The 22,183-nt window shown below is 66.7% G+C and carries 26 protein-coding genes; 15 read left to right on the top strand and 11 right to left on the bottom strand.

Annotated elements, in window-relative coordinates:
* Nucleotides 1-213: 213 nt before the first annotated feature.
* The 3 genes from ACI2JZ_RS05695 to ACI2JZ_RS05685 are packed head-to-tail and all read right to left on the bottom strand — an operon-like array spanning nucleotide 214 to nucleotide 2,745.
* A complete protein-coding gene (locus tag ACI2JZ_RS05695) occupies nucleotides 214-648 on the bottom strand; it encodes a polynucleotide kinase (RefSeq protein WP_404596820.1) in 435 nt (144 codons plus the stop codon).
* A 19-nt stretch (nucleotides 649-667) separates the two neighbouring features.
* Nucleotides 668-2,410, bottom strand: a complete 1,743-nt coding sequence (locus tag ACI2JZ_RS05690; protein WP_404596819.1) for a DNA/RNA helicase domain-containing protein — start codon at nucleotides 2,408-2,410, stop codon at nucleotides 668-670.
* Complete coding sequence (locus ACI2JZ_RS05685; RefSeq protein WP_404596818.1) at nucleotides 2,407-2,745, bottom strand: nucleotide pyrophosphohydrolase; 339 nt, start codon at nucleotides 2,743-2,745, stop codon at nucleotides 2,407-2,409. Before ACI2JZ_RS05685 ends, ACI2JZ_RS05690 begins: the two co-directional genes overlap by 4 nt.
* Nucleotides 2,746-2,799: 54 nt before the next feature.
* Between ACI2JZ_RS05685 and ACI2JZ_RS05680 the strand changes: the two genes are divergently transcribed.
* On the top strand, nucleotides 2,800-3,207 hold the full coding sequence (locus tag ACI2JZ_RS05680) for a (deoxy)nucleoside triphosphate pyrophosphohydrolase (protein WP_404596817.1): 408 nt from the start codon (nucleotides 2,800-2,802) through the stop codon (nucleotides 3,205-3,207).
* Here the strand turns inward: ACI2JZ_RS05680 and ACI2JZ_RS05675 are convergent.
* Both ACI2JZ_RS05675 and ACI2JZ_RS05670 read right to left on the bottom strand, forming a co-directional pair.
* On the bottom strand, nucleotides 3,200-4,279 hold the full coding sequence (locus ACI2JZ_RS05675; RefSeq protein WP_404596816.1) for a hypothetical protein: 1,080 nt from the start codon (nucleotides 4,277-4,279) through the stop codon (nucleotides 3,200-3,202). The genes ACI2JZ_RS05680 and ACI2JZ_RS05675 overlap by 8 nt on opposite strands.
* Entirely contained in the window at nucleotides 4,276-5,220 is a 945-nt protein-coding gene (locus ACI2JZ_RS05670) for a G5 domain-containing protein (protein ID WP_404596815.1), read from the bottom strand. The genes ACI2JZ_RS05675 and ACI2JZ_RS05670 overlap by 4 nt, the downstream gene beginning before the upstream one ends.
* Before the next feature lie 100 nt (nucleotides 5,221-5,320).
* On the opposite strand from ACI2JZ_RS05670, the gene ACI2JZ_RS05665 reads away from it, so the two are divergent.
* Complete coding sequence (locus ACI2JZ_RS05665; RefSeq protein ID WP_404596814.1) at nucleotides 5,321-6,223, top strand: restriction endonuclease; 903 nt, start codon at nucleotides 5,321-5,323, stop codon at nucleotides 6,221-6,223.
* Between the two features lie 28 nt (nucleotides 6,224-6,251).
* Here ACI2JZ_RS05665 and ACI2JZ_RS05660 read toward each other — a convergent pair whose 3' ends face one another.
* Both ACI2JZ_RS05660 and ACI2JZ_RS05655 read right to left on the bottom strand, forming a co-directional pair.
* Nucleotides 6,252-6,779 carry a DUF2510 domain-containing protein gene (locus ACI2JZ_RS05660; protein WP_404596813.1) on the bottom strand — a complete coding sequence of 176 codons (528 nt, stop codon included), beginning with the start codon at nucleotides 6,777-6,779 and terminating at the stop codon, nucleotides 6,252-6,254.
* Nucleotides 6,780-6,853: 74 nt separating this feature from the next.
* The gene (locus ACI2JZ_RS05655) at nucleotides 6,854-7,795 is read right to left on the bottom strand and encodes an ADP-ribosylglycohydrolase family protein (protein WP_404596812.1); all 942 of its coding nucleotides are present in this window, start codon (nucleotides 7,793-7,795) and stop codon (nucleotides 6,854-6,856) included.
* A 542-nt stretch (nucleotides 7,796-8,337) separates the two neighbouring features.
* Between ACI2JZ_RS05655 and ACI2JZ_RS05650 the strand changes: the two genes are divergently transcribed.
* From ACI2JZ_RS05650 to ACI2JZ_RS05635, 4 genes are all read left to right on the top strand, one after another.
* Nucleotides 8,338-9,741, top strand: coding sequence for a hypothetical protein (locus ACI2JZ_RS05650; protein WP_404596811.1), 1,404 nt, complete (start codon nucleotides 8,338-8,340; stop codon nucleotides 9,739-9,741).
* A gap of 179 nt (nucleotides 9,742-9,920) precedes the next feature.
* On the top strand, nucleotides 9,921-10,244 hold the full coding sequence (locus ACI2JZ_RS05645; RefSeq protein ID WP_404596810.1) for a hypothetical protein: 324 nt from the start codon (nucleotides 9,921-9,923) through the stop codon (nucleotides 10,242-10,244).
* Nucleotides 10,245-10,255: 11 nt separating this feature from the next.
* A complete protein-coding gene (locus tag ACI2JZ_RS05640; protein WP_404596809.1) occupies nucleotides 10,256-10,819 on the top strand; it encodes a hypothetical protein in 564 nt (187 codons plus the stop codon).
* Entirely contained in the window at nucleotides 10,812-11,048 is a 237-nt protein-coding gene (locus tag ACI2JZ_RS05635; RefSeq protein WP_404596808.1) for a hypothetical protein, read from the top strand. Before ACI2JZ_RS05640 ends, ACI2JZ_RS05635 begins: the two co-directional genes overlap by 8 nt.
* A gap of 120 nt (nucleotides 11,049-11,168) precedes the next feature.
* On the opposite strand, the gene ACI2JZ_RS05630 is transcribed toward ACI2JZ_RS05635, so the two are convergent.
* A complete protein-coding gene (locus tag ACI2JZ_RS05630; RefSeq protein ID WP_404596807.1) occupies nucleotides 11,169-12,449 on the bottom strand; it encodes an MFS transporter in 1,281 nt (426 codons plus the stop codon).
* Nucleotides 12,450-12,531: 82 nt separating this feature from the next.
* Here ACI2JZ_RS05630 and ACI2JZ_RS05625 point away from each other — a divergent pair, with 82 nt between their 5' ends.
* From ACI2JZ_RS05625 to ACI2JZ_RS05600, 6 genes are all read left to right on the top strand, one after another.
* Complete coding sequence (locus ACI2JZ_RS05625; RefSeq protein WP_247623814.1) at nucleotides 12,532-12,837, top strand: helix-turn-helix transcriptional regulator; 306 nt, start codon at nucleotides 12,532-12,534, stop codon at nucleotides 12,835-12,837.
* Nucleotides 12,838-12,938: 101 nt separating this feature from the next.
* A complete protein-coding gene (locus ACI2JZ_RS05620; protein ID WP_404596806.1) occupies nucleotides 12,939-13,550 on the top strand; it encodes a hypothetical protein in 612 nt (203 codons plus the stop codon).
* 107 nt (nucleotides 13,551-13,657) lie between these two features.
* Nucleotides 13,658-14,341: a DUF433 domain-containing protein gene (locus ACI2JZ_RS05615; RefSeq protein WP_404596805.1), complete on the top strand. Its 684-nt coding sequence runs from the start codon at nucleotides 13,658-13,660 to the stop codon at nucleotides 14,339-14,341.
* A complete protein-coding gene (locus tag ACI2JZ_RS05610) occupies nucleotides 14,341-14,775 on the top strand; it encodes a hypothetical protein (RefSeq protein ID WP_404596804.1) in 435 nt (144 codons plus the stop codon). The genes ACI2JZ_RS05615 and ACI2JZ_RS05610 overlap by 1 nt, the downstream gene beginning before the upstream one ends.
* A 52-nt stretch (nucleotides 14,776-14,827) precedes the next feature.
* Nucleotides 14,828-15,832, top strand: a complete 1,005-nt coding sequence (locus ACI2JZ_RS05605) for a DUF2510 domain-containing protein (RefSeq protein ID WP_404596803.1) — start codon at nucleotides 14,828-14,830, stop codon at nucleotides 15,830-15,832.
* Between the two features lie 100 nt (nucleotides 15,833-15,932).
* The gene (locus ACI2JZ_RS05600) at nucleotides 15,933-16,370 is read left to right on the top strand and encodes a hypothetical protein (RefSeq protein WP_404596802.1); all 438 of its coding nucleotides are present in this window, start codon (nucleotides 15,933-15,935) and stop codon (nucleotides 16,368-16,370) included.
* A gap of 24 nt (nucleotides 16,371-16,394) precedes the next feature.
* Here the strand turns inward: ACI2JZ_RS05600 and ACI2JZ_RS05595 are convergent, their stop codons facing one another.
* Nucleotides 16,395-16,667 (bottom strand): helix-turn-helix domain-containing protein, encoded by a 273-nt coding sequence (locus ACI2JZ_RS05595; protein WP_404597425.1) that lies wholly within the window; start codon nucleotides 16,665-16,667, stop codon nucleotides 16,395-16,397.
* A 69-nt stretch (nucleotides 16,668-16,736) separates the two neighbouring features.
* On the opposite strand from ACI2JZ_RS05595, the gene map reads away from it, so the two are divergent.
* The gene (gene map, locus ACI2JZ_RS05590; RefSeq protein WP_404596801.1) at nucleotides 16,737-17,510 is read left to right on the top strand and encodes a type I methionyl aminopeptidase; all 774 of its coding nucleotides are present in this window, start codon (nucleotides 16,737-16,739) and stop codon (nucleotides 17,508-17,510) included.
* Nucleotides 17,511-17,617: 107 nt separating this feature from the next.
* Here map and ACI2JZ_RS05585 read toward each other — a convergent pair whose 3' ends face one another.
* On the bottom strand, nucleotides 17,618-19,189 hold the full coding sequence (locus ACI2JZ_RS05585; protein WP_404596800.1) for a glycosyltransferase family 2 protein: 1,572 nt from the start codon (nucleotides 19,187-19,189) through the stop codon (nucleotides 17,618-17,620).
* Between the two features lie 84 nt (nucleotides 19,190-19,273).
* Nucleotides 19,274-19,525, bottom strand: a complete 252-nt coding sequence (locus ACI2JZ_RS05580; protein ID WP_404596799.1) for a hypothetical protein — start codon at nucleotides 19,523-19,525, stop codon at nucleotides 19,274-19,276.
* 125 nt (nucleotides 19,526-19,650) lie between these two features.
* Here ACI2JZ_RS05580 and ACI2JZ_RS05575 point away from each other — a divergent pair, with 125 nt between their 5' ends.
* Together ACI2JZ_RS05575 and ACI2JZ_RS05570 are read left to right on the top strand one after the other, a co-directional pair.
* Nucleotides 19,651-20,280: a PadR family transcriptional regulator gene (locus ACI2JZ_RS05575; protein WP_404596798.1), complete on the top strand. Its 630-nt coding sequence runs from the start codon at nucleotides 19,651-19,653 to the stop codon at nucleotides 20,278-20,280.
* A gap of 72 nt (nucleotides 20,281-20,352) precedes the next feature.
* Nucleotides 20,353-22,047, top strand: a complete 1,695-nt coding sequence (locus tag ACI2JZ_RS05570; RefSeq protein WP_404596797.1) for an ABC1 kinase family protein — start codon at nucleotides 20,353-20,355, stop codon at nucleotides 22,045-22,047.
* Nucleotides 22,048-22,183 lie beyond the last annotated feature (136 nt).

The following is a 22,183-nucleotide window of genomic DNA, read 5'->3' as shown; positions in this document are numbered from 1 at the left end:
GGGGGGGGGGCGCGGCGCGCCGGCGGCCCGCCCCGCGCGCCCCCCCCGCCGGCGGCCCGCCGGGGGGGGGGCCGGGGGGCGCCGGGGGGCGGCCGCCCCCCCCCCATCGTGCCCCTCCCTCACTCACCGGGTCCCTGAGCCTGTCGAAGGGTCCCACCCCGCGTCCTCACATGGGTCCCTGAGCCTGTCGAAGGGTCCCGCCGCAAGACACCGTCAGAAGTCGCCCTCAGCGACCTGAAAACAAACCAACCCCCGCGCCCGCCACATCTCGACGACGCTGCGGCGGTCATCAACGACGCCGATGACGTCATAGTGCGGCGCGATGAACGAGTCGTAGATCTCGCCCTTCACGATGTTGTCGGCGCGCTGGTCGCCGGTGCGGCGGAGTAGCAGGCGATCGAACGGGATTCCGTTGAACGTCAACCATGCTTCGGTCGCCCGGCGTGCGGTCTCATCGCGCCCGGACACGACGAGCAACGCATCGACATCCTGGTGTGCCGCGAGCGCCTGCGCCGCCATCACGACCGGACGGTGTGGGGTGTCGATCGAGACGTTCCGCATGTCGTACGGAGAGCGGTCGCCGATGAGGGCGAGGGTGCCGTCGACATCGAAGATCCAGGTGCGGGGTAGCAGTGAACTGTTTGTCATGATGCAGTCGTCATCCGGACTAGCGGCTCGCGAAAGTTTGTTTGAAGCGCGCTCGCAGCTCGGGGTCGCACACGTAGACGTAGGTCCCACGCATCCCGCGGGTCAGTAGCACCCCGTAGATGTTCCGAATGAACACCAGCAAATCGTCGTCGGAGAAAGCGTCTTTCAAGTGACCGGTGTTCTCCTTGCCCTTCTTGTCGCGGTAGGCATCACGATCAGCGATGAACTGACCGGTCTCAGCGTCAACCCGTAGGTCAGGTCCGATGATCACACCCGCGTAGTTGAGGTCATACCCCTGCACGGTGTGGATGGAACCGACTTCTTCAAGCGAACCAGGCGAGTTGATCCAATCCTTATCGGTGCCGTTCCATCGCATGCGTTCGCCATCCAGTTCGATGTCGAAGGCCTGAGGGTTTTTCCTCGAGACCCAGTCCCATGCGTACCCAGCGACCAGACGAGAGAGCCCAAAATTCGCGTCCTTCTGACGGATTGCTGCTCGCATCGCACCGAAATCGTCGAAGAAGCGCAGATCGTAGTCTCCGAGGTCGGGCAACATCGGATGCTCTCCGCGCAGCGTTGACCGAACGAACTCGACATAGTCAGCGCCCGCCTGCACGCGCATCTGCGTCGTCAGCCGGAAGAAACGATGAGCGTTCTTTGCCGCGTCTATTTCCCTAACGAGCACCGCAGGTGAGAGATCGTGAGGTCGAACGCTCTGCTCGCCGTCAACCAAGAGAAGCTGATGCTTGCTCCGCGACTTGATCCAGTCGAGTTGGGTGTACTTCGGATGGTCCAACCCATAGAGCGCGGCGTTGATCTCGCGGAACTTCTTGTTCTGTACGCCCGACGCCTGGTTCGCGCGTTGGCCGAGCCGATGTGTCTCATCCACGAGCACTAGGTCGAACTCGGTGTTCGATTCGCCTAGCTGGAAGGGTGAGAGCACCATGCTCGCGTCTAGTTTCGGAGTCTTCTTGAACACCTTCTTCACCGACTCGCGCAACGACTGCTGAGGGACGACGAGTGCCATGCGGAGCGTGCTGAGCAACTGTCGATTCTCAGGGACAAAGAACTCAGAGAACATCGAGTCTGGTTCGACGTCATCGTGATCTTGATAGTCGCGAATGTCAGCAAGAAGCTTCATCAGGAAGATTGCGATGATCGTCTTCCCCGTTCCAGGGTTGCCCTGAACCACGAGACTGGAGCGCACATCAGTGCGCCCGAGATCCTCGAGGATGCCTTCGACGATGTCCGTGACAGCGACCGCCTGATCGTCTGTGAGCGCCTTGAACGGCGACAGCTTGAACAGGTCCGAGTTTTCAATCTGAGGGATGCTTCGCGCGAACATCCCTTGCGCACGTAGAGCTTCAAAGATGTCTCGGAACGACTCGCGGTAGAGCTCGCGGTCGTAATACTGGGCGTCGGTGAGGCCGTCGTTGCCGTTGAGGATCTCGTACTGCCCGTCGCCATGGAACCAGCGGATCAGGTGGGATTCAAGATCAAGACAAGCTGACTTGTTGAAGGTGTGGTCGATGACGACCCGGATCGATTCCAGCCCGTCATGTTTCTTCGAACCCGCGAGATGCTGCCGCATGCGCGTTGCGGTACTCACAGTTTCACCGACGTACAGACCAGGAATCCGGCGGCCTGTCGCGCCATCGATCACGTAGACGACGGGCCAGTTCGTGTGGCGGACGTCATCACGAGACCAGGAGTCCACAGCCTCGCGGTTGAAGGGGAGGTGCTCGATGCTGAAAGCTGTCACTCGTGCGGCTCCTCGGCGAGCTTGGTGTACTTGGTCATTCGTCCTTTGGCCAACTCGACCGGGTACTTAGCCTTCGTGGACTCAAGTTTGCGAAGCACGATCTCATCAAGATCGACGCCAATCTTGTTCGCCAGATGGATGCAGTAGGTGATGACGTCAGCGAGTTCGGCCTCGACCTGCTCCTGGTCGAAGCCGGGTGACCACTGGAAGCACTCGAGAAGCTCGCCAGCCTCGATCGAGATGCTTTTCGCGAGGTTCTCGGGGGAGTGGAACTGATCCCAGTCGCGTTCGGCGACTAGGTCGCGGAGGGCGGCGAGAGTCTCGTCAGATGGCATGTCGCCGACGCTACCAGTGGTCTGAGACGCAGTACTTTGATCGAGGAGGCATGAATGAGAGAGCATGCGGTAATCGCGGTCGTCGCTGCTGTCATCGAGCATGAGGGCTTGATCCTCGCCTGCCGTCGAAGGCCGGAGAAAGCGGCCGGAGGGAAGTGGGAATTTCCGGGGGGCAAGGTCGAGCGTCGTGAGTCGGAAGAAGAGGCATTGATCCGAGAGATTCGAGAAGAACTGGATGTCGAGATCGTCACTTGCGCTCGCCTTCGCACTGACGACACTTCGGTTGGAAGTCAGACGATTCGCCTGAGCTGCTTCCTTGCAAAACTCTTAGGCGAACTGCCAACACTCAGCATTGACCACGACGAGTTGCGATGGCTCGGCGCTGAAGATCTGGCGCAGCTGGACTGGGCAGCTCCCGATGTGCCCATGGTCGAGCAAATCGTCAAACGAGGCCTCAACTGAGCACGATAAACCCATCGTTGTCGCGAACAATGAGTTTGATTCCAAGCTCCAGGATCAGTTCTACCAGGTGGGGCACTGGCCGGGAAGGAAGAAGGATCGCAGGCACGGCTTTACGCCCGCTTTCCCGAGCGACCCGCGCATAGTCAAGGACCTGGCCTATGGCCGTGCGAACATAGGCGCGAGCTGGGGACTTTTTCGCTTCTACAATCCACCCGCTCTCTTCGACGTACATGTCGGGCTCGATAGAGGCCCCGGCGGACTCGAGCAGCAGTCGGCGAGGAGTTTCGCCGCGCTCGCGGACCCACTGACCGAAGTCTGCTTGAAGCTTGAACTCGATGCGCGAGGCTTCGCGTTCTCCGAGGTAAGTGGACCTCCCCAGCAGGAAAGAGGACCAATCCGGCGGACTCCACGTAGACACGCGGATAGCTGATCTAAGACGCTGTGGGCCCGCATCGAGCGCTTCGATATCCCCGTCGACCGGCACCAGGTTGAAAATGATCCCCTCGCGGGGGTTTCCATCTGAATCGGGGATGGTCTCGAGTCTGTAGGAAGGTTCCCCTGTGGTGAACTCGCCTACGTAAGTGACCATGACGCCGCGCTTGGTAAACAAGCGAAGCGGACGGCCGGATTCTGCCGAGTCTCTGATCGCGGCGTTTCCACGCTCGAACTTTTGTGGGCCGTACTGACCCTCGCCGGTGTAGGAAAACGAGCCGTCTTCTTGAAGACCTTCGTACGCATCGTATCCGTGGCGTGATCCGCTTTCCTGGCTCGTAATTACGATGATGTCTGGAATGGAGATAGGAGTGCTGATGCCTCCTTGCCGTTGTCCTCCGTACGCGTCATGGATCGCGCGTCGCCGAACAGTGTCTCCGATCTCGAGAGTCCACTGCTTGGCTTCAGAGAACGGAGTATGCCCGGAGAACCTCGCCCGAACTGACGCGGCCTGGACTTCATCGAGGTTCCAGAATGTGCCGGCGGGGAGCTTCCCGTAGGTATCTCGAAGGAACTCGCGGATGCGTTTCTGATTCAGGCCGAGCTCTAATGAGAGCACTGCCGGAGTCACCCCACTCATTTGTCGCACGCGATCCCGTCGCCATCGCGGTCAAGGTCGTAGACGTCTTCTCCAACGACGCGAAGGGGCCCGCGGACGTAGGCAGGCCCATCACCGCTCCCACCTTCACAGTCAACATCCGACGCAATCGGAACACACACGCCCGCATAGCTCCCGTGGCATTCCGCGGCGGGCTGCACCAGCGGCACCGGCGCGGGCGGGGGAGGAGGCTGACGGGTCCCGTTCGATGTGACCTCGTTCACCGGTGCAACCGTCACTGCCTCGGTGACGATGTCGCGCGACACCTCGATGCCGTCGACGTAGGTCACCTTGTATGTCGTGACCTTCGTTCCATCCGCCCCCACCGTGGTGATCGGCGCCTGGCCGACATCGATGTTGGGGTCGTCGACGGCGGTGCGCTCGAACGGGATGGCCGTCGTCTCCTCGATCTCTTCGAACGTCGTGGGTTTCGGGGTGGGGGTCGGCGTCGACTTCGCCGTCGGGGTCGCTGCGAATGGCTGGGGGGCAGCAGAGGCGCCGGGCGAGCCCGCCTCGCTCGAAGTCGACCCGGGCCCACCCAGTGCAGCGTTTGCCCCAGACCCCGCCAACATCAGCACAAGCGCGATGCCGAGCGCGGCCAACGCTGCCCCGCGAGAGCGGACGCGAAAGAGCTTCGCAGAACCTCGCACGATCCCGTAGATCGCGACGAAGAAGAGGAACAGTCCGGCGAACATCATCAGCACCCCGAGGCTCCGGGTAAGGAGCGTGATCGCGAGGATGACGCCGCCGACAATCAGCCAGGTCTTGAGCTGCGATGACTTCGCCGCGGGCACGTCGGCGACGGCCGCCGCAGGGGCCTGACCGAGTGGGGCGGTGTGCTCGCTCCACTGCGCTCCGTCCCACCACCGCTGCTGCGCGGGCTGGTGCGGGTCGGCGTACCAACCTGGGGGCATATCGGGCATCGTCGCCGTCCTTCGACTCGGGTATGCGTGAACAATACCGATATTTCGGTATCTGTATCCAGATGCATCTACTCGCCCCCGTTCCTGCCAGGATGATCGCGTGAGATCTGTGAACACGGCAAGCAAGATGGGGCGAGACATCGCCCGCGCGATCCCGGATCCGTGGGTGGATGATGAGTTGCTTCGCAAGCACCTGCGCCGGACGATCGGCCCCAAGATCAACCTGCACCGTTCCGACGAAGACAGGTCGAGTGAAGCGTGGCAGGCGTGGGTCGCAATGATGGCGGTTCTGGCGATCGTCGCGGTTGTGGTCACTGTCCTCCGGCTTTTGCCCGCCGGTATCCCGGACCTGCCCGACTGGATCGAAACCCCGCGGGTATGGCTGGCAACGTACCCGCCACTCCCGTTCATCGGAGTAACGGCGTTACTCGTCACCCTGGTCGCGCTGCTTTCCATTGGCTCACGCTCTGCATCCAAGCGCGCGAGCGCAAAGCACGACCGAACGGTGGCTGAATTGCACGACGCAGCCTTCCAAGGGGCGCTTTCAGTGCTGGAGGGACGCCGCCGCAATGTCGGTATGCCCATCGAGCCGTCGCGCCATCGGACATTCCCGCCGCCGTCCGCTCGTCCGGAAGGCGTTACCCCGCGCGGTGCGGAAGAGGTTGTCGCTCAGTGGATGCGTCACCTCGGCGAGGCGGATGCCGAACTCACGAGCTACACGGGCGACGGCGGCATGGATGTCGTCGGACAGAAGAGCTTCGCGCAGGTGAAGCACTTCTCCAAGGCTGTGGGCGTCGCGCCCATTCGCGAGCTAGCTGGCGTCGCGGCCAACGATCGCCAACGCCGCCACGCCCTTTTCTTTACGAGCGTCGGCTATGCATCCGGTGCCGTGGATTTCGCTGACAACGCGGGCATCGCGCTCTTCGTCTACGACGTGGAGAACGCCGGACTCGAAGCGATGAACGCGCGCGCCAAGACGCTCATGCACAACGGGATTTCCTGAGTCGGGTGTAACCAGTTGTGGAGCGATCTCAGGCAAGGATGAGTTGATTTAGTAGCTGCCGCATCTGTTCGGCTTCTTTGTGCGAGATCCGGAATCCGATGGTCGAACTCGACGAAGTGACAGTCACAACGGTGTTGATCATGCCGTCACGTTTGGTAGTCACCCCTGTGATGGACTTCATCGGGATCATCTGAGTGCCAGCCTTACCGTTCTTCACCCCGGTGGCAAGCATTGACAACCCGCCGGTAAAGACGCCAGCGGTCACCTTTGCGCCGGAGACTCCGCGCGCCATCAGCCATTCGATGCGGTCAGAAAAGATCGCAACGTCCGCGTTCTTTCCATTGATGTGCGACTTGAACTTCAGCAGTGCGCCATCACTCGCGAACGATTCGGTAGTTGACTGAGCCGCAAAGCTTCCGCCGGTCGCGGGAGGAGCCGGCGGAGCGGGCATCCCTGCAGGGGCTACCGGCCGATGTTGATCAGTCCACTGCGTGCCATCCCAGTACGTCTCCCATTGCTCGCCGTTGGGGTACCACCCGGGCGCGGTCGAACTCATCGCAAATCGTTCCTTCCTCAAGTGCATAACTATGCAATCGCATGCTCACGCTGAGCGTATCGTCAACCGCGCGATCAGGCTTCCATCGCCGCCTCAACCTGCCCCCGCAGATCCCCCGCCGAATACCCCGGCCACCCGTGCAACACCCCCACCCACTCCCCAGGCAGCCCCGACGCACCCCACACGGCCCCGCCCAACGCCCCGGCGATCGCGGCGACGGTGTCCGTATCCGCCCCACCCCGCACGGCCCGCTCCAACGCATCCACCAGCGACGACGCCCCAACCACAGCAGCCAACGCCCCCTGGAACGCCCGCACGACCCACCCGTTCTGCGCCATGAAGTCCCGCGGATGCGCCCCGGGCGCCAGCGCCTCATCGATCAAGGCGCCCCAGCGCGCAGCATCCGCCGCCGGCAGCAATGAGAGCTGGCCCCGCACGTCGAGCTCGCCGGTGAGGATCGCCTGCCGGATCGCCGCCGACCAGAGGATGCAGGCCGATGCGCTGTCCTGCTCCCAATGCGTGAGCTTCGAGATCGCTTCGGCGGCGGCCGCGAGTTCCGTGGCGGGCCGGTCGAGATACCCGAGCGCGAGCGGACCCGTGCGCATGAGCGCCCCATTGCCTCCGCTGCGTCCGGCGCGGTCGTGCTCGGCGCGGGACGCCGCGAGCACATCGGCCTCGGTGAACGGCTGCGGAATGCGCGCGAGCACTGCGCGGGTCTGCGCGCCGACGTCTTTCGCGGTCTGCGCCCATCCGATCCAGCGGCCGACGATCTCCTCACGCGACGCGGCATCCTCCAGTCGATCACCGCGCGCGAGCACGTCGAGGATCGGCACGGCCATGCTCGTGTCATCGGTCCACTCGCCGACGCCGTGCCCGAACTGCCCGACGCCGAACGCGGGCGTCACCGCATCGTCGAGCGCCGGACCGAACTCGTACTGCGACCCGAGCGCATCCCCGGCGGCCGAGGCGAGCACGGCGCCGACCGCGCGGTCGAGCTGAGGGGTGGTGAGGGGCATGGGTGAGGCCTTCCGGTCGGCGAAAGCGGATCTCCTCAGAACGCTACTCGGGCCCGACCGAGAACATGCGGTCGTATGTATCACGTCGCGCCATCGATGCTCTTGATCACTGAGACGCCGGAGTACCTCTCCGGCGTCAAGTCTGCAAAGGAGCAATATGCGAGTCCCTGCCTATCACTCAACCAATCCCTCGGACCCGGACGTCCATCACGTCTATGACGACTGCGTGAGCGGAAAGCAGATCCCGCTGCGCAATCGCCAGTCGGGCACGAACAACTACCGGCTGTGTGATCACTGCGCGCGTCGCTGATCTCACAGGGTGGGCCGTTGATGACGGCGGCCCATCCTACGGCAGGCAGGGGGATAGGGCCGTCGAGGCGGGACGCTTCGATAAGGGTCCCAGCGCGGTGGAGATTCGGAGCTTGCGGCCTGCCCTTTGCGAAGTAGACCGGTATTCCTCGCGCCACTTTCGGCCGGTCGCGCATAGGTGTCCACGAGCATCGATACGGTGCCGAAGACATGTGTGTTCGACGAAACGGTAGGTGACGATGTTCGGTCGGTGGCGAAAGCGGAGTGAGGACGAGAAGACGTCGCAGGCTTCGACGGTTCAGCGGCCATCGGCGGCTGAGATCGATGCGGAGTACGGCGATTACACCGCACGAATCCGCAAGGTGTTGGTGTTCGGTGCGATCCTCGGGGTCTTCGGAGCGGTGGCGTTCGGTTTCGTCGCGTGGACGACGCAGACCTCTTCCGCCGGCGAACGGTCAGGTGTCACTGACGTGGGGCCAACGGTGGTCCTCGCTGCCCTGCCTGCCTCGATCCTGCTCGCCGGCTTCAGCATCCTCGCTGCGCTGGCGATCGCGTTGCAGCTCGCGGTCCGAACCCCTTCGGTGACGGAGACGCGCCCGGCGACTGCTGTCGCCCGTCGCCGCTTCCTCTGCTCGATCGCGAACCTGGTCGTGCCGAGCTCCGTTGCGCTGGCCGCATACTCGACTCCGGCTGCGCTCGCCGGGGCGCCCGAGACCCTCGACTTCGTTCGGGTTTTCGGACCGTGGTTGTGCGCTGCATTCGTCGCGGTGATCGCGGCGGATGCGGGCGTGGCTTCCGACCCTGAGTACGACCGAGCGGAGATGGGGCGCCTCTACCGGGCCCGCGTCGCGCGCCGGGTGCTCGTCGGTCTGCGGATGGTCGGGGAGCGCCGGGACGAAGTGACTTCGCGCAGCGTTGCGTGGCAATCCTTCGTGCTGGCGGGTGCGCCGGCCGCGACAGCGATCGTGTCGTTCGCCTCGGCCCCCGAACTCTTGCCGAGGCAGGCAATTGCACTCGTCATACTCGCCCTGGTCGTCGCCGGTGTCGTCTACGCCGTCGCCACCCGCGTGTACATCAACATCATCGCGCGTGACTGGGTCACCGTCTCGGGAATCATCACCGGGACGATCTTGGTCGGCGCGGTCAGCTGGCTCCTGCTTATCGGCATCTCCGCACGATGGATGGTCGCGGAACACTCCCTGGTTCCTGCGACGACAACGGTGGCGTGGGCTTTGGTGTACGTGGCCGTTCCGGCGATCGTCGCCGCCTGGTCGTTGGTCCCATTCGACGACGGCCGTCCGAAGGCGCTCGGGCTCGTCGTTCGTCGTGCGCTCGTGAAGAAGCTGAAGAATCGGAACAGTGGCGTGCAGCGGTCCGACGGCGCCACTTTCAACGGACTCGCGCTCGTCGCGCCATGGCTGAGCCCGTTCCTTCCCTTCGGCATCGTGCTCGGCGTTATCGCCAAGCAGCAGATCCGCCGATCGCGGATCGCGCGAGGTCAGCAGGAGCAGAGGGGCGAGTGGGCGGCGAATCTGGCGATCGGCCTCAGCCTGTTCTTCATGGTCGTACTCATCGTCGCGTTGCTCTGTGTCGGTGCGATCGATACGCCGGAGTGGGATGAGTTCGTCTGGGGCTGAGGGAGGCCGAGTGTCCTCGGCGCGGGGCCCTTCGACAAGCTCAGGGACCCAGTCTCGACGTGCGGCCCCTCGGCTCCTCGCTCAGGAACCGGACGTCGCTGTCAACCCTCCGCGACCCCGTCCGTCCCACCCGCTAATCTGGCCCCACCGACAACCGATCCCAACCGGAGGGGACCCGCATGTCATCCGAAGCCACCACCACGTTCCACTCGAACGCCGATGCCGCCGCCACCGCTGCAGCCGTGCAGAAGACCCTCGCCGACACGAAGGCGAAGGTGCTCGGGCAGAGCCCCGACGGCACGCAGATCGACTTTCAGACCCGCAAGACGATGCTCAACTGGGAGCTCATCGGGCGCGCGACGGTCGTGCCGGCGGCATCCGGGTCCGACGTGCATCTCTGGCTCAACGTGCACCACAACCGCCCGCCGGCACTCATGGACGGCGTCAAGAACAAGAAGGCCGTCGACAAGCTCGCTGGTCAGATCCAGGCGAACCTCGGCTGACGGCATCCGCTGTGTCGTTCGTGCGGGTCGCCGACGGTCTTGCGATCGTCGACGAGATTCAGCGCATCCGGCGGGGTGAGCGTCGAGGACCCGACGGGCGCCCCGACGTCGAGGTCGACTGGCGCGCGCTCAGCCCCTGGATCGTCGAGAACGACCGGGTGAGGATCTTCCCGCTGGCACGGTCCGAGGGCGACGACCCCGACGAACGGATGCCGGCGCTCCGACGCGAGCTCGAGATGGCGTTCGTCCACTTCTACGGAGGAGACGGGTTCCATGCGGAATCGCCGCTCGACCCCGACGAGGGATACGGCCGCGTGCTGAGTCGGGAGAAGCTCGTGTCGTTCCCGCGTGCGGTGTGGCGGGTGCAGGACTACGCGTTCACGCTCGTGCACGCCGTCGACTTGCACGCTTCCGACGCGACGACGCTCGCACTCCACATCTTCCCCGCCGAGTGGCGCTGGCCGGTGCTCGGCAACGCCGACACCAAACGCGCGGCCTCGCATCGCCGCCGCATCGAGAAGCAGGTGCGCGACGCGAACGCGAGCTGGACCTGGCCGGAGGATGCCGGTGAGTGACCGGCATCCGTGCTGCGATCTGTACCGCGACGGCGACCGCACCGACCCGAACGACGAGCAGCGCGCGGGCCGCGTGCGGATCGTCGAGACCTCCGAGCCCGGCTGGTCGATGACGTACCGCGTCGCGTGCACGACCTGCGCCCGCCGCTTCACCGTGAAGCAGATCGACGGCCCGGCGCTGCAGTGGACCTGGGTTCCGCAGGGCGAGAAGCGCCGACGCGTGCACTGATCGGTGCGCAAGCGTGCACTGATCGGTGCCGTATTCCGGTTATGGGCGCTCAGAACCGACATTTCGCACCGATCCGTGCACCCGCACCGATCCGTGCACAAGAGGCCGCAACTCCCGCACCTACGCCCGCCGCACCCGCAGCACGAACGCCACCGCCGCCAGCGTGATCACGACCACGCCGTAACCGAAGCACACCGCCTCGAGTCCGACGACGCCCACGAGCAGCCCCGCCGCCACGGCCGGCACCCCGAACGCGAGATACGCCAGCACGTAGATCACGGCGAACGTGTCGGCGCGCTCGGTCGCGGGGATCTTCGGCGCGAGCGACGCGACCACTCCCGAGAACGCCGTGCCGAAGCCCATGCCCGTGACTCCCGCGGCGACGAGATAGAAGGGGAGCGACTGCACCGAGAGCGCCGCGAGCGACAGCGCGGTTCCGACGGCCAGGGCCGCCGTGCCGAACAGGACGGTCGTGCGCGCCGGCATCCGACGCATCGCGAACGCCGTCACCGCACCGACACCCGCGAGCAGCACGACGCCCAGCCCCTGCCACACGTGCGCCTCGCCGCCGAGCTCGCCGCGCACGATGTTCGCACCGAGCGAGAGGAACAGCCCGCCGGTCGCCCAGCCCGCGATGATCGCGGGCGCACCGCGCCAGAAATCCGAACGGATGCCGGTGGGCACCGACAACCGGAAGCTCAGCGACGCCCAGACTCCGGGCCGACGCGGTGCGGTCTCGGGGATCGCGAAGAACAGGGCGGCGAGCAGCACGTACGCGGTGGTGAGCGGCGCGAAGACGTCGAGCAGGGCCTCGCCGGTCACGTCGAGCAGCACCGCCGACACGAGTGCGCCGGACGCGAGACCGATTCCGGGGCTCAGCGAGTTCCAGAGGGCCGCGGCCTTCGGGCGCCCGGCCGGGGCGAAGTCGAGCACGGTCGCCGAGAGCGCCGAGATGAGCAGACCGCTCGCCGCGCCCTGCAGGATGCGGGCGAGGAACAGGGTGGCGACGGCATCCGCATGCCAGAACAGCACCATGCTGGCGGCGAGCAGCAGGAATCCGCCGACCGCCACCGGCCGCCGGCCGATGTGGTCGGAGAGCGAACCGGCGGTGAGGAGCGTGAGCAGCAGCGCCACCGCGTACACGGCGAACACCGCGCTGATGACGATCGCGTCGAACCCGATCTGCTGCGCGAGCACCGGGTAGAACGGCGACGGCGCGCTCGCACCCATCATCATCACGATCTGTGCGACGACCGCGAGGGGGAAGCCGAGGCGGGAGCGGATGCCGGCGCCCCTGGGTCCCTGAGCCGCACCGGGTCCCGGAGCCGCACTGGGTCCCTGAGCCTGACGAAGGGCCCCACCGCGCTGCGGCGGCACGGTGATCGACTCGGTACTGGTCATGCGGCGCTCCTCAACCGTTCGAGTTTTATCGAACCATCCGACCGTACTCGCCATCCGTCGATTGTTCAACTATTCTCGAACCATGCCTGGCGATCTTCCGCACCCGGAGCGCTCCGAGATCCAGCTGACCGACGTGCTCTTCGCGCTCAGCGACCCCGAGCGCCTCGCGATCACGCGCCAGCTCGCCGACGGTCCGCTCGACATGGCCGCCTGCCACGCCACCGACCCGAACCTGCCGAAGTCGACCAAGTCGCACTTCATGAAGGTGCTGCGCGAGGCGGGCGTCATCCGCAACGAGCCCGACGGCCGGCGTCGACGCCTGACCCTGCGCCGCGACGACCTCGACGCTCTGTTCCCCGGGCTGCTGGACTCGGTGCTCGCGAAGTAGATCGGTATTTCAGCGCCAGCTCTCGCCTGTCGGCATCTCCTGTCTTGCGGCCGCCACTAGCCTCGATGAGGCCGTGCCCGTAGATAGACAGGAACTCAGCAATGCAGTGGGGATGGAATCCGGACTCGATCGCAGCGCTCACGACGGCGCTCGCTGCAGTAGCGGCCGTCGTAGCCGGCTACTTCGCGTGGAAGGCGTACCAGGCGGAAAGTGACGCTCGGGGGCTGGCGATCAAAGCCCACGACCTCGCCGAGCGTGCCCACGACGCCCGGATCGAGCGTGAGCAACTGCTCGAGAAGGAGAAGGAGCGTGCTCAGGCGGAGATGGTTTCGGCGTGGGCGGTGGTCGTCGAGGCCGGCGGGGAGAAGTGCGTCGAGGTTCATGTGCAGAACCTCTCTCCTGCGCCGGTGTACTCCGTACGGTTGGGGTTCGAGCTCGCGGGATCTCCGAACCTCTACGCCGGCTGGGCACGAGTGCTTCCGCCGACCCCGGGTGTGCCGGAGCGGCCGAAGGTCCATGACGATGCCACGAGAGATTGGCGAATCTGGGGGAGGCGCCGGGGTCGCCATGCGGCGCCCTATGTGGAGCTGACGTTCCATGACGCCTCCGGGCGATGGTGGTATCGCGACGGACATGGTGTCCTCGCTGAGACCACTGAGAAGGATGCATGGCGATACAAGAAGTCCACAGACAAGGCCCCTTCGCCAACCTGACGCTCGTCGCGGGGGAGCAAAGAGTACGAGGGCGCCTAGGGCGGCCGCTCTCCACACCTTCTCGCGCAATCCCCTCCCCGCCACTGTCGAATGTCATGATGGATCGCATGGCCACCACCTCTCTGCTCGATCGGGCGATCTACTCCTATCCGGATGTCGATCGTCTGGTCGGTCTACGAGGAGGTACCTCCCGGCGCTGGCTCGAGGGATACGCCCGTTCGGGCAAGTTCTACGACCCCGTTCTGCGCGAGAAGCCGACAGGCGCGGAAGTCGTCACGTGGGGTGAGATGGTCGAAGCGCGTCTGCTGGCGGAGTTCCGGCAGCAGGATGTCTCGGTGCAGCGCCTTCGTCCGGCGATCGACCAGCTTCGCGAGGAGTTCGGCACCTATCCGCTCGCGCAGGCTCGACCGTTCCTCGAGGTCGAGGGGCGCGAGCTCGTGCGCATCGTGCAGGACAAGGTCGGCCTCGAGCGCCCGCTGCAACTCGTCGTCGTCCGCAATGGTCAGAGCATGATGACCGAGGCCACCGAACGATTCCGCGACGCCGTCGACTACGAGGGCGGAACGGTGCACCGCTTCCGCCCAGATCCGCGCACTCCTGACGTCATCATGGACCCCGCGCGCACGTTCGGTCAGCCGGCCATCCGCAACGTGCGCACCGATGTGCTCGCCGAGGACTACCGTGCCGGCAGCTCGCGCGAAGAGCTTGCCGACCTCTACGAACTCTCCCCGGCGCAGGTCGACGCGGCCATCCGATTCGAACTGATCGCCGGCAGCGACCGGGCGGCCTGATGGGTGCGTTCTCGCCGGTGTACTTCGCCGACGAGAATGCGCTGGGCATGGCCAAGATACTGATCCGCCAGGGGCGTGACGACATCGTCCATCCGGGGCATCCTTCTCTTCCGTCGATCCCGCTCGGCACGACCGACCTCGACTGGATGCCGCAGGTCGGCGCAGCCGGATACATCGTCGTCAGCCGAGATCGACGCATCCGCACGCGCCCGGCGGAGCTCGCCTCCTACGTGTCGTACGGCATCCGCTCGGTGTGGATCGGAGCCAAGCAGGACTTGCGCCCGCTCGACCAGGCCGACCTCTTCCTGCGGCACGAGGAACGACTGCGACGCGAGATCATCAAGCGCGGCCCGGGTCCCTGGGCGCTGGCGCTGAACGTATCCGGGCTCAGACCGATCCAGCTACCCGGCGTGAGCGCTCCCAACAGCGGATAACGAACCCGCAACACCGGCATATCGGTTCTCAGCGTTCTGTCAGGATGAGCGTATGACTACACCGAACGACACCCCCGCGGGCTGGTACGACGACGGCTCCGGACGTCAGCGCTGGTGGGACGGTCAGCAGTGGGGAAACTTCGCCGACGAGGCCAGTGCTCCGGAACCCACGGCTCCCGTCGCCCCCGCTGCCCAGGCAGATTTCTCCGCGCCCGCGCCCGCGCCCGCCTTCGCCGGAGCATCCGCTCCCGCGTACCCCGGCGCGCACACCGCCGTGGCGGAAGAGCCCAAGAAGAAGCTCAACGTGCTCGCCCTGGTCGCGGCCATCGTCGGCGCTGTCGGCTTCATCTTCGCGTGCGTGCCCGGCGCGCTGATCCTCGGCTGGATCCTGCTGCCGATCGCTTTCATCCTCAGCATCGTCGCCCTCTTCCTCAAGGGTGACAAGAAGTGGCTCGCCTTCATCGGCCTCGGGCTGTCGATCGTGGGAACCATCGTCGGCTTCGTGGTGTTCTTCGCGGTCGTCGCCAACTCGTTCGAGGTCGCCTTCGGCAGCGGAGAGACCACGGTCTCCCAGCCGGCCGAGGACGAGTCGGATGCGGATGCCGACGCCGAAGAGCCCGTCGCCGAAGAGCCGGCCGATGCGGCACAGGGCACCCGCGAGAACCCGTACCCGGTGGGGTCCACGATTGACAGCAGCGACTGGACCGTCGTCATCAACTCGATCAACCCCGACGGCAACGCCACGGTCTCCGAGGCAAACCAGTTCAACGACCCGGCTCCGGCCGGTTCGCACTACGAGATCGTCAACTACACCGTCACCTACAAGGGCGACGAGTCGGGCATCGCCGCTGAGGTTCAGCTCGCCGCCGTCACGGCGTCGGGCTCGGTCATCAACAGCTACGACGCGCTGGTCGCGCTGAACGACGGCATGGGGCTCGACGAGCTCTACGCCGGCGGCTCGGCCACCGGATCCGAGGCCTTCCTCGTTCCGGACGGCGAGACCGTCGTCTATCGCATCACGCCCGGCTTCTTCGCCGACGACGTCTTCATCAAGTAACCACCAGCCCGAGTGAGGCCCCGGTTCGCGGAAGCGGCCGGGGCCTCCTCCGTATGTCCCTCCCATTGCATCTGTCCGCGACCTCGGCGAGGCTCGAAGCATGGCCATCACTGCGACTCGGATCGACGATTACTTCACCCGCTACGCCGCAACGCTGACGAACTTCGACGCCGGCGCGTGGGCGAAGCTGTGGGCCGAGCCGGGGGTGGTCGTCGACGACGCGGCGTCGATGGTGGCCGAGTCCCGTGAGGCGCTCGTGCAGGGGCTCTCGATGTCGTTCCCCCTGCACAAGCGGCTCGGTTTCGCCGCGGCGGGGCACGAGGTGCTCGACATCACCCTCGTGACGGACAAGCTCGCGCTGGTGCACGTTCGTTTCGCGTTCCGTGACGTCGAGGGTGCTCGCCTCAGCGATATCACCAGCTACTACCTGCTGCGCGACAACGGTTTCGGGCTGCAGACGGCGGTGTGCATCGAGACGGACGCCGCCGAGAAGACCCGCGAACTCGCCACCGCCCGAGGGGTCGAACTGCCGGGGTGAGCTGCGGGCACGCGAGACCTGCTGCTACGACGCCACGCGACCCGGGGCCGCGGCATCCGCGTCGATCTCGGCCCACACGGCGTCGAGGGAAAGACCCAGAACCCCCGCGATCGCGGCGATCGTCGAGAAGGCCGGTGTCGCGACGCGGCCCGACTCGATCTTGCGCAGCGTCTCGGGGGAGACGCCGGCGTCGAGCGCCACGCCCAGCATCGACCGCTCGCCCCGTGCAGCGCGCAGCAGGGCACCGAGGCGCTCGCCGCGTTCGACCTCAGCGGGGGTGAGGGGCATCCGGACCATCATGATGCCAATACTAATCCCGGGATAGGATTGCCGGGATAGTTATTGGTCGCCACCGGAAAGCATCCCATGATCGAAATCCTCACGCCCGACGAACTCGACCGCGCCCGCGCGACCGGCGCCCTCGTCGGCGACATCCTGCACGCGCTGAAGGCCCGGGCAACCGTCGGCACCAACCTGCTCGACATCGACCGCTGGGCGAAGCAGATGATCGAGGATGCCGGCGCCGAGTCCTGCTACGTCGACTACGCCCCCTCGTTCGGCGACGGACCCTTCGGCCATTACGTCTGCACCGCCGTGAACGATGCCGTGCTGCACGGCATGCCGCACGACTACACGCTCGCCGACGGCGACCTGCTCACCCTCGACCTCGCCGTCTCGCTGCGCGGGATCGCGGCCGACGCGGCGATCAGCTTCATCGTCGGCACCACCCGCGACCCCGAGGACGAGCGCCTGATCGAGACGACGGAGCGCGCGCTCGCCGCCGGCATCGCCGCCGCTCGCCCCGGCGCCCGCATCGGCGACATCTCCCGCGCGATCGGCACGGTGCTGAAGGCCGAGGGGTACCCGATCAACATGGAGTTCGGCGGCCACGGCATCGGCTCGACGATGCACCAGGACCCGCACGTCGCCAACAACGGACGCCCCGGCCGCGGCTACGTGCTGCGCCCCGGCCTGCTGCTCGCGCTCGAGCCGTGGATCATGGCCGACACCGACGAGCTCGTGACGGATGCCGACGGCTGGACCCTCCGCAGCGCGACGGGTGCCCGAACCGCCCACACCGAGCACACGGTGGCGATAACGGAGACGGGCGCGGAGATCCTGACGCTGCCGACGCGGTAGGTGGGGTACCCCGGGCGGGGCCCTTCGACAGGCTCAGGGACCCGGTCCGGACGAGGAACTCAGCCCTGGGTCGCTGAGCCTGTCGAATCGTCGCAGGGCAGCATGACCTAGCTGCGATGCAAGGCGCGACGTGCGCGTCGCGCCGACCGCCCGGCCAGGTCGCGCAGCCCCGTGCCCGGCCCCTCGCGCTGCAGCTCGACGCCGCCGCTCGAGCCGGTCGTGAGAAGCACGGCGCTGCCGGCCAGCAGCGGCGACGATCCCGCGCGCATCAGCGCACCGGCATCCGACGTCACGGGCACGTCGAACGTCCACCCGGCCCGCCGCACCTTCGCCATCAGGCGGAGGGTCGAGGAGGGGCCGTGGTCGGCGAACACCCTCAGCGGATCGATCGCGACCGAGATGCCGGAGCGCGCACGGGGTCGCTCGCTCGCGATGCGACGTTCGTCGCCCGGCTCGTCGCCGAGGAGGAACAGTTCGATCCGGTCGTTGGTGCGCTCGCGCCCGGCGATGAGCGCCTCGGGCGGCAGGTCGGTGAGCGACTCCAGCGGCAGCGACGACAGGCGGTCGGTCTCGGTGTCGAAGACGAGCGCCTCGCGCCCGTCGCGCAGGATGCTGACGTCGATCGACAGGTGCAGTCCGCCGCCGCGCGACCAGTTCGCCGAGGTCACCGCGGCCACGCACGACAGCTCCGTCTCGAACTCCGCGAAGCGCACGAGGTCGTCGCGCAGCCCGGCGCGCAACAGGGCCGCGCGGATGCGGTGGGGGAACGACAGCCCGGCGTCCACGCCCGGGCCGAAGCGCCTCTCGACGATGGGGGTCACGACGTCGATCAGTCGGTTCCGGTATTCGGCGGGGTAGCGCAGCATCTGTCTGCCGCTCAGGCGCTTGAGGATCTTGCCGCGGAACCAGTGCCGCAGCAGGCGGTCGCGCAGGGTGCCCGGCTCGGTGTTCGCCTCGACGACGTCGAGCACGCGCTCGAGATGCGGGTAGTAGGTCTCGGGATCGATGCGCGAAGCGCTCGCGCTGCCCGGATGCTTGACCCACGCGTAGCAGGGCACGCTCGCGAGGATCGAGATCCTCGACGCCGCGAAGTACGCCTGCATCACGTAGAGGTGGTCCTCGAGGCGCACGCGGCCGTCGGGGAAGCGGATGCCGTGGGCGCGCAGGAACTCCGTGCGGAACAGTTTGTGCGGTGTGAGCATCTCGAGCAGCGGGTGCTCGCCGAGCACGGCATCCGGAACATCGCGACGGAAGATGCGGCTCGGCAGGTCGCGTCCGATGCCCACCTCCTTGCCGACGACGACGTCGGAGCCGTTCGCATCGGCATAGTCGCAGAGGGCCTGGAGGGCGGTGTCGAAGAGGTAGTCGTCCTGGTCGACGAACTGCACATAGGTGCCCTGCGCGGCCGCGACGCCCTCGTTACGCGGCGTGCCCGGCCAGCCGGAATGCGGCAGATTCAGCACACGAACATGCGGACGATCCTGGGCGACGCGGTCGAGGCGCCGCTTCGTCGCCTCATCGGAGCCGTCGTCGCAGAGCAGGATCTCGAACTGATCCGGGCGCAGGCTCTGCCGGTCGAGCGAAGCGATGAGGTCGCGGAACCCGTCGCCCGGGTTGAAGACGGGCACGATCACGCTGACCCGGATGGACGGCTTCTGGATTCCGATGAACGACGACATTGCCGCCAGTAGAACACTCGTCGCTGTGACCCGCACCGGGATTGCATTTCCCCCGGGCGTGTGGTGGGCGCGATCGGGGCGGTCTCAGGGGGTCGGTGGCCCGTCCGCTTCGGGCGGCGCGTCGGACGAGGCATCCGTCTTCTTCTTGCTCTGCGCGTCGATCGCCACCCCGATCGCGATGCCGAGCGACAGCCCGAGCCCCATACCGAGGCCGAGGTTGTCGAAGAACAGCAGGCCGGCCACGACGCCGAACGGGATGCCGAGGGCGATGCCCATGACGAGGCCGGTCTGGTTCTCCTTCGCGGACTTCTCTGACTTCTCTCCGGGATCTGTCATGCATACGACGGTACGGAGGCCGGAGGGGCGGCGCATCCCCCTTGTGGGGGACCCGGATTCCCACCCCGCACCCAGGTGAACGATATATCGTTGAGTATCGTTCACCACCCCATCTGGAGGTCACCATGAACAACGCATTCCCCTTCGGCGGAACCGGCAGCAACAGCAGCAACGCCGACAACCCGCTCGGCAACATCTTCGGCACCGGCGGCCTCGGCGGCCCCAACGGTCCGGCCGGCGCGCTCTTCGACGCCTTCGACCAACTGCGCAAGTCGTTCGACCAGCAGCGTCCGTCCGGCGGCAGCCGCATGGCCCGCGGCGATGTCCGCGCGGCGGTGCTCTCGCTGCTCGCCGAGCGCCCGATGCACGGCTACCAGATCATCAACGAGATCTCCGAGCGCAGCGGCGGCTCGTGGAAGCCGAGCGCCGGCTCCGTGTACCCGACGCTCCAGCTGCTCGCCGACGAGGGCCTGATCGAGGCCGAGGAGCAGAACGGTCGCAAGACCTACTCGCTCACCGAGGCCGGTCGCGCCGTCGCCACCGAGACGACCGAGACGAAGGCTCCGTGGGAGTCGACCTCGAAGGACGGCCACCGCAACGACCCGCGCTTCCACGCGCTGCCCAAGGCCGGCGTCGACCTCGCCGCCGCCGCCGCTCAGGTCGGCCGCAGCGGATCGCCCGAGCAGGTGCAGGCCGCGATCGACGTGCTCGACGACGCCCGCCGTAAGCTGTACAGCAGCCTCGCGCAGGACTGATCCGGCCGGGATGACGCGCTTCTGCCCGCCCGGCCTCCGGGCGGGCGTTCCCGACGGCGGAGGAAGAACACGATGACGGATGCCCCGGCGCAGAGCGCCCACCGCGCTCGCTACCGTCGCATCATCTCCTTCGCCGCTCGGGAGTTCGTGAAGATCTGGTGGTTCGAGCTCGTGCTGCCGCGCTTCGGCATGAGCGGCATCTCCGAGCGCACGCGTGCTCCGCGCATGCAGAAGTTCGCCCGCCGGTTCCACGGCCTCGCGGTCGAGCTCGGCGGCCTCATGATCAAGGTCGGCCAGTTCATGTCGTCGCGTCTCGACGTGCTGCCGCCCGAGATCACCGCCGAGCTCGCCGGCCTGCAGGACGAGGTGCCGGCCGTACCGTTCGCCGATATCCGGGTGCTCGCCGAGGCCGAGCTCGGGATCCCGCTCGGGCGTGCGTTCGCGTGGGTCGACGAGACTCCGCTCGCCGCGGCATCCCTCGGTCAGGCCCACCGGGCGAAGCTGTCGGAACAGGATGCCGCCGACACCGGGCTCGACACGGTCGTGGTGAAGGTGCAGCGTCCGGGGATCGACGGCATCGTCGCGACCGACCTCGCCGCCCTGCGCCGGGTCGGGAAGTGGCTCACGCGGGTGCGCATCGTGTCGGACCGGGTGGATGCCCCCGCCCTCGTCGAGGAGTTCGCGGCCACGAGCCTCGAGGAGATCGACTACCTGCACGAAGCGGCATCCGCCGAGCGTTTCCGGGAGGCCTTCGCCGATGACCCGCGCGTCGACGCACCGGAGATCGTGTGGGAGCGATCGACCCGCCGCGTGCTGACCCTGTCGGACGTCACGGCCATCAAGATCAACGACACCGACGCGCTGCGCGCCGCTGGCATCGACCCCGCGCAGGTCGCCGAGGTGTTCGCCGAGGTCATGTTCGACCAGGTGTTCACGCACGGCTTCGTGCACGCCGACCCGCATCCCGGCAACATGTTCGTGACGCCGCGGGCGGCGGGAGCGGATGCCGGTGACCCGCCGTGGCACCTCACCTTCATCGACTTCGGCATGATGGCCGAGGTTCCGGCGAATCTGCGCGCCGGCCTGCGCACCCTCCTGATCGCGGTGACCGCGCGGGACAGCCGCGGACTCGTCGCCGCCGCGAAGGAGATCGGGGTGCTGCTGCCCTCGGCCGACACCGGCGAGCTCGAACGGGCGCTCACCGCCCTCTTCGCACGGTTCGGCGGCATGGGCTTCGCGGAGCTGTCGAAGGTCGACCCGCGCGAGTTCGCCGACTTCGCCGATGAGTTCGGCGACATGGTGCGCCGTCTGCCGCTGCAACTGCCCGAGCACCTGCTGCTGCTGATCCGCGCGGTGTCGCTCACCTCGGGCATGTGCAGTGCGCTCGACCCGACGTTCAACGTGTGGGATGCCGCCGAGCCCTACGCCAACCGGCTGCTGCGCGACGAGAGCGGCAACCTCGTGCAGGACATGGCGCAGCGCGCCATGAAGACCGCCGGCATCACGATGCGCCTGCCCGACCGCATCGACGCGATCATCACCCGCGTCGACGACGGCAACGTCACCTTCGACACCTCCCGGCTCGAACGCCGTCTCGACCGGCTCGAGGGCATCGCCCGCCGCATCGGGTCGGGCGTGCTCTTCGCCGCGATGCTCGTGGGCGGCGCACTGCTCGTCGAGCCGGTGCCCGGTCTCGGCTTCACCCTGCTCTGGGCATCCGCTCTGCCCCTGTTGCACTCGGTGTTCTCGGGCTTCTTCCGCCGGTAGCCGCGGGGCCGCCCTGCGACGCTTCGACAGGCTCAGCGACCCAGGGCGGGTGTCTTTGAACTGGGCCCCTGAGCCTGTCGAAGGGCCCCGCCACGCCCGCGAGCGGAGGAGATTTCGCGTTCGGCAGGAGCATCCG

This window comes from Microbacterium sp. NPDC087868 (genome assembly GCF_044900755.1).
GTDB classification, from domain to species: domain Bacteria; phylum Actinomycetota; class Actinomycetes; order Actinomycetales; family Microbacteriaceae; genus Microbacterium; species Microbacterium galbinum.
Note: the sequence above shows the minus strand (reverse complement) of the source record. Positions and strands in the feature narration are given on the sequence as shown.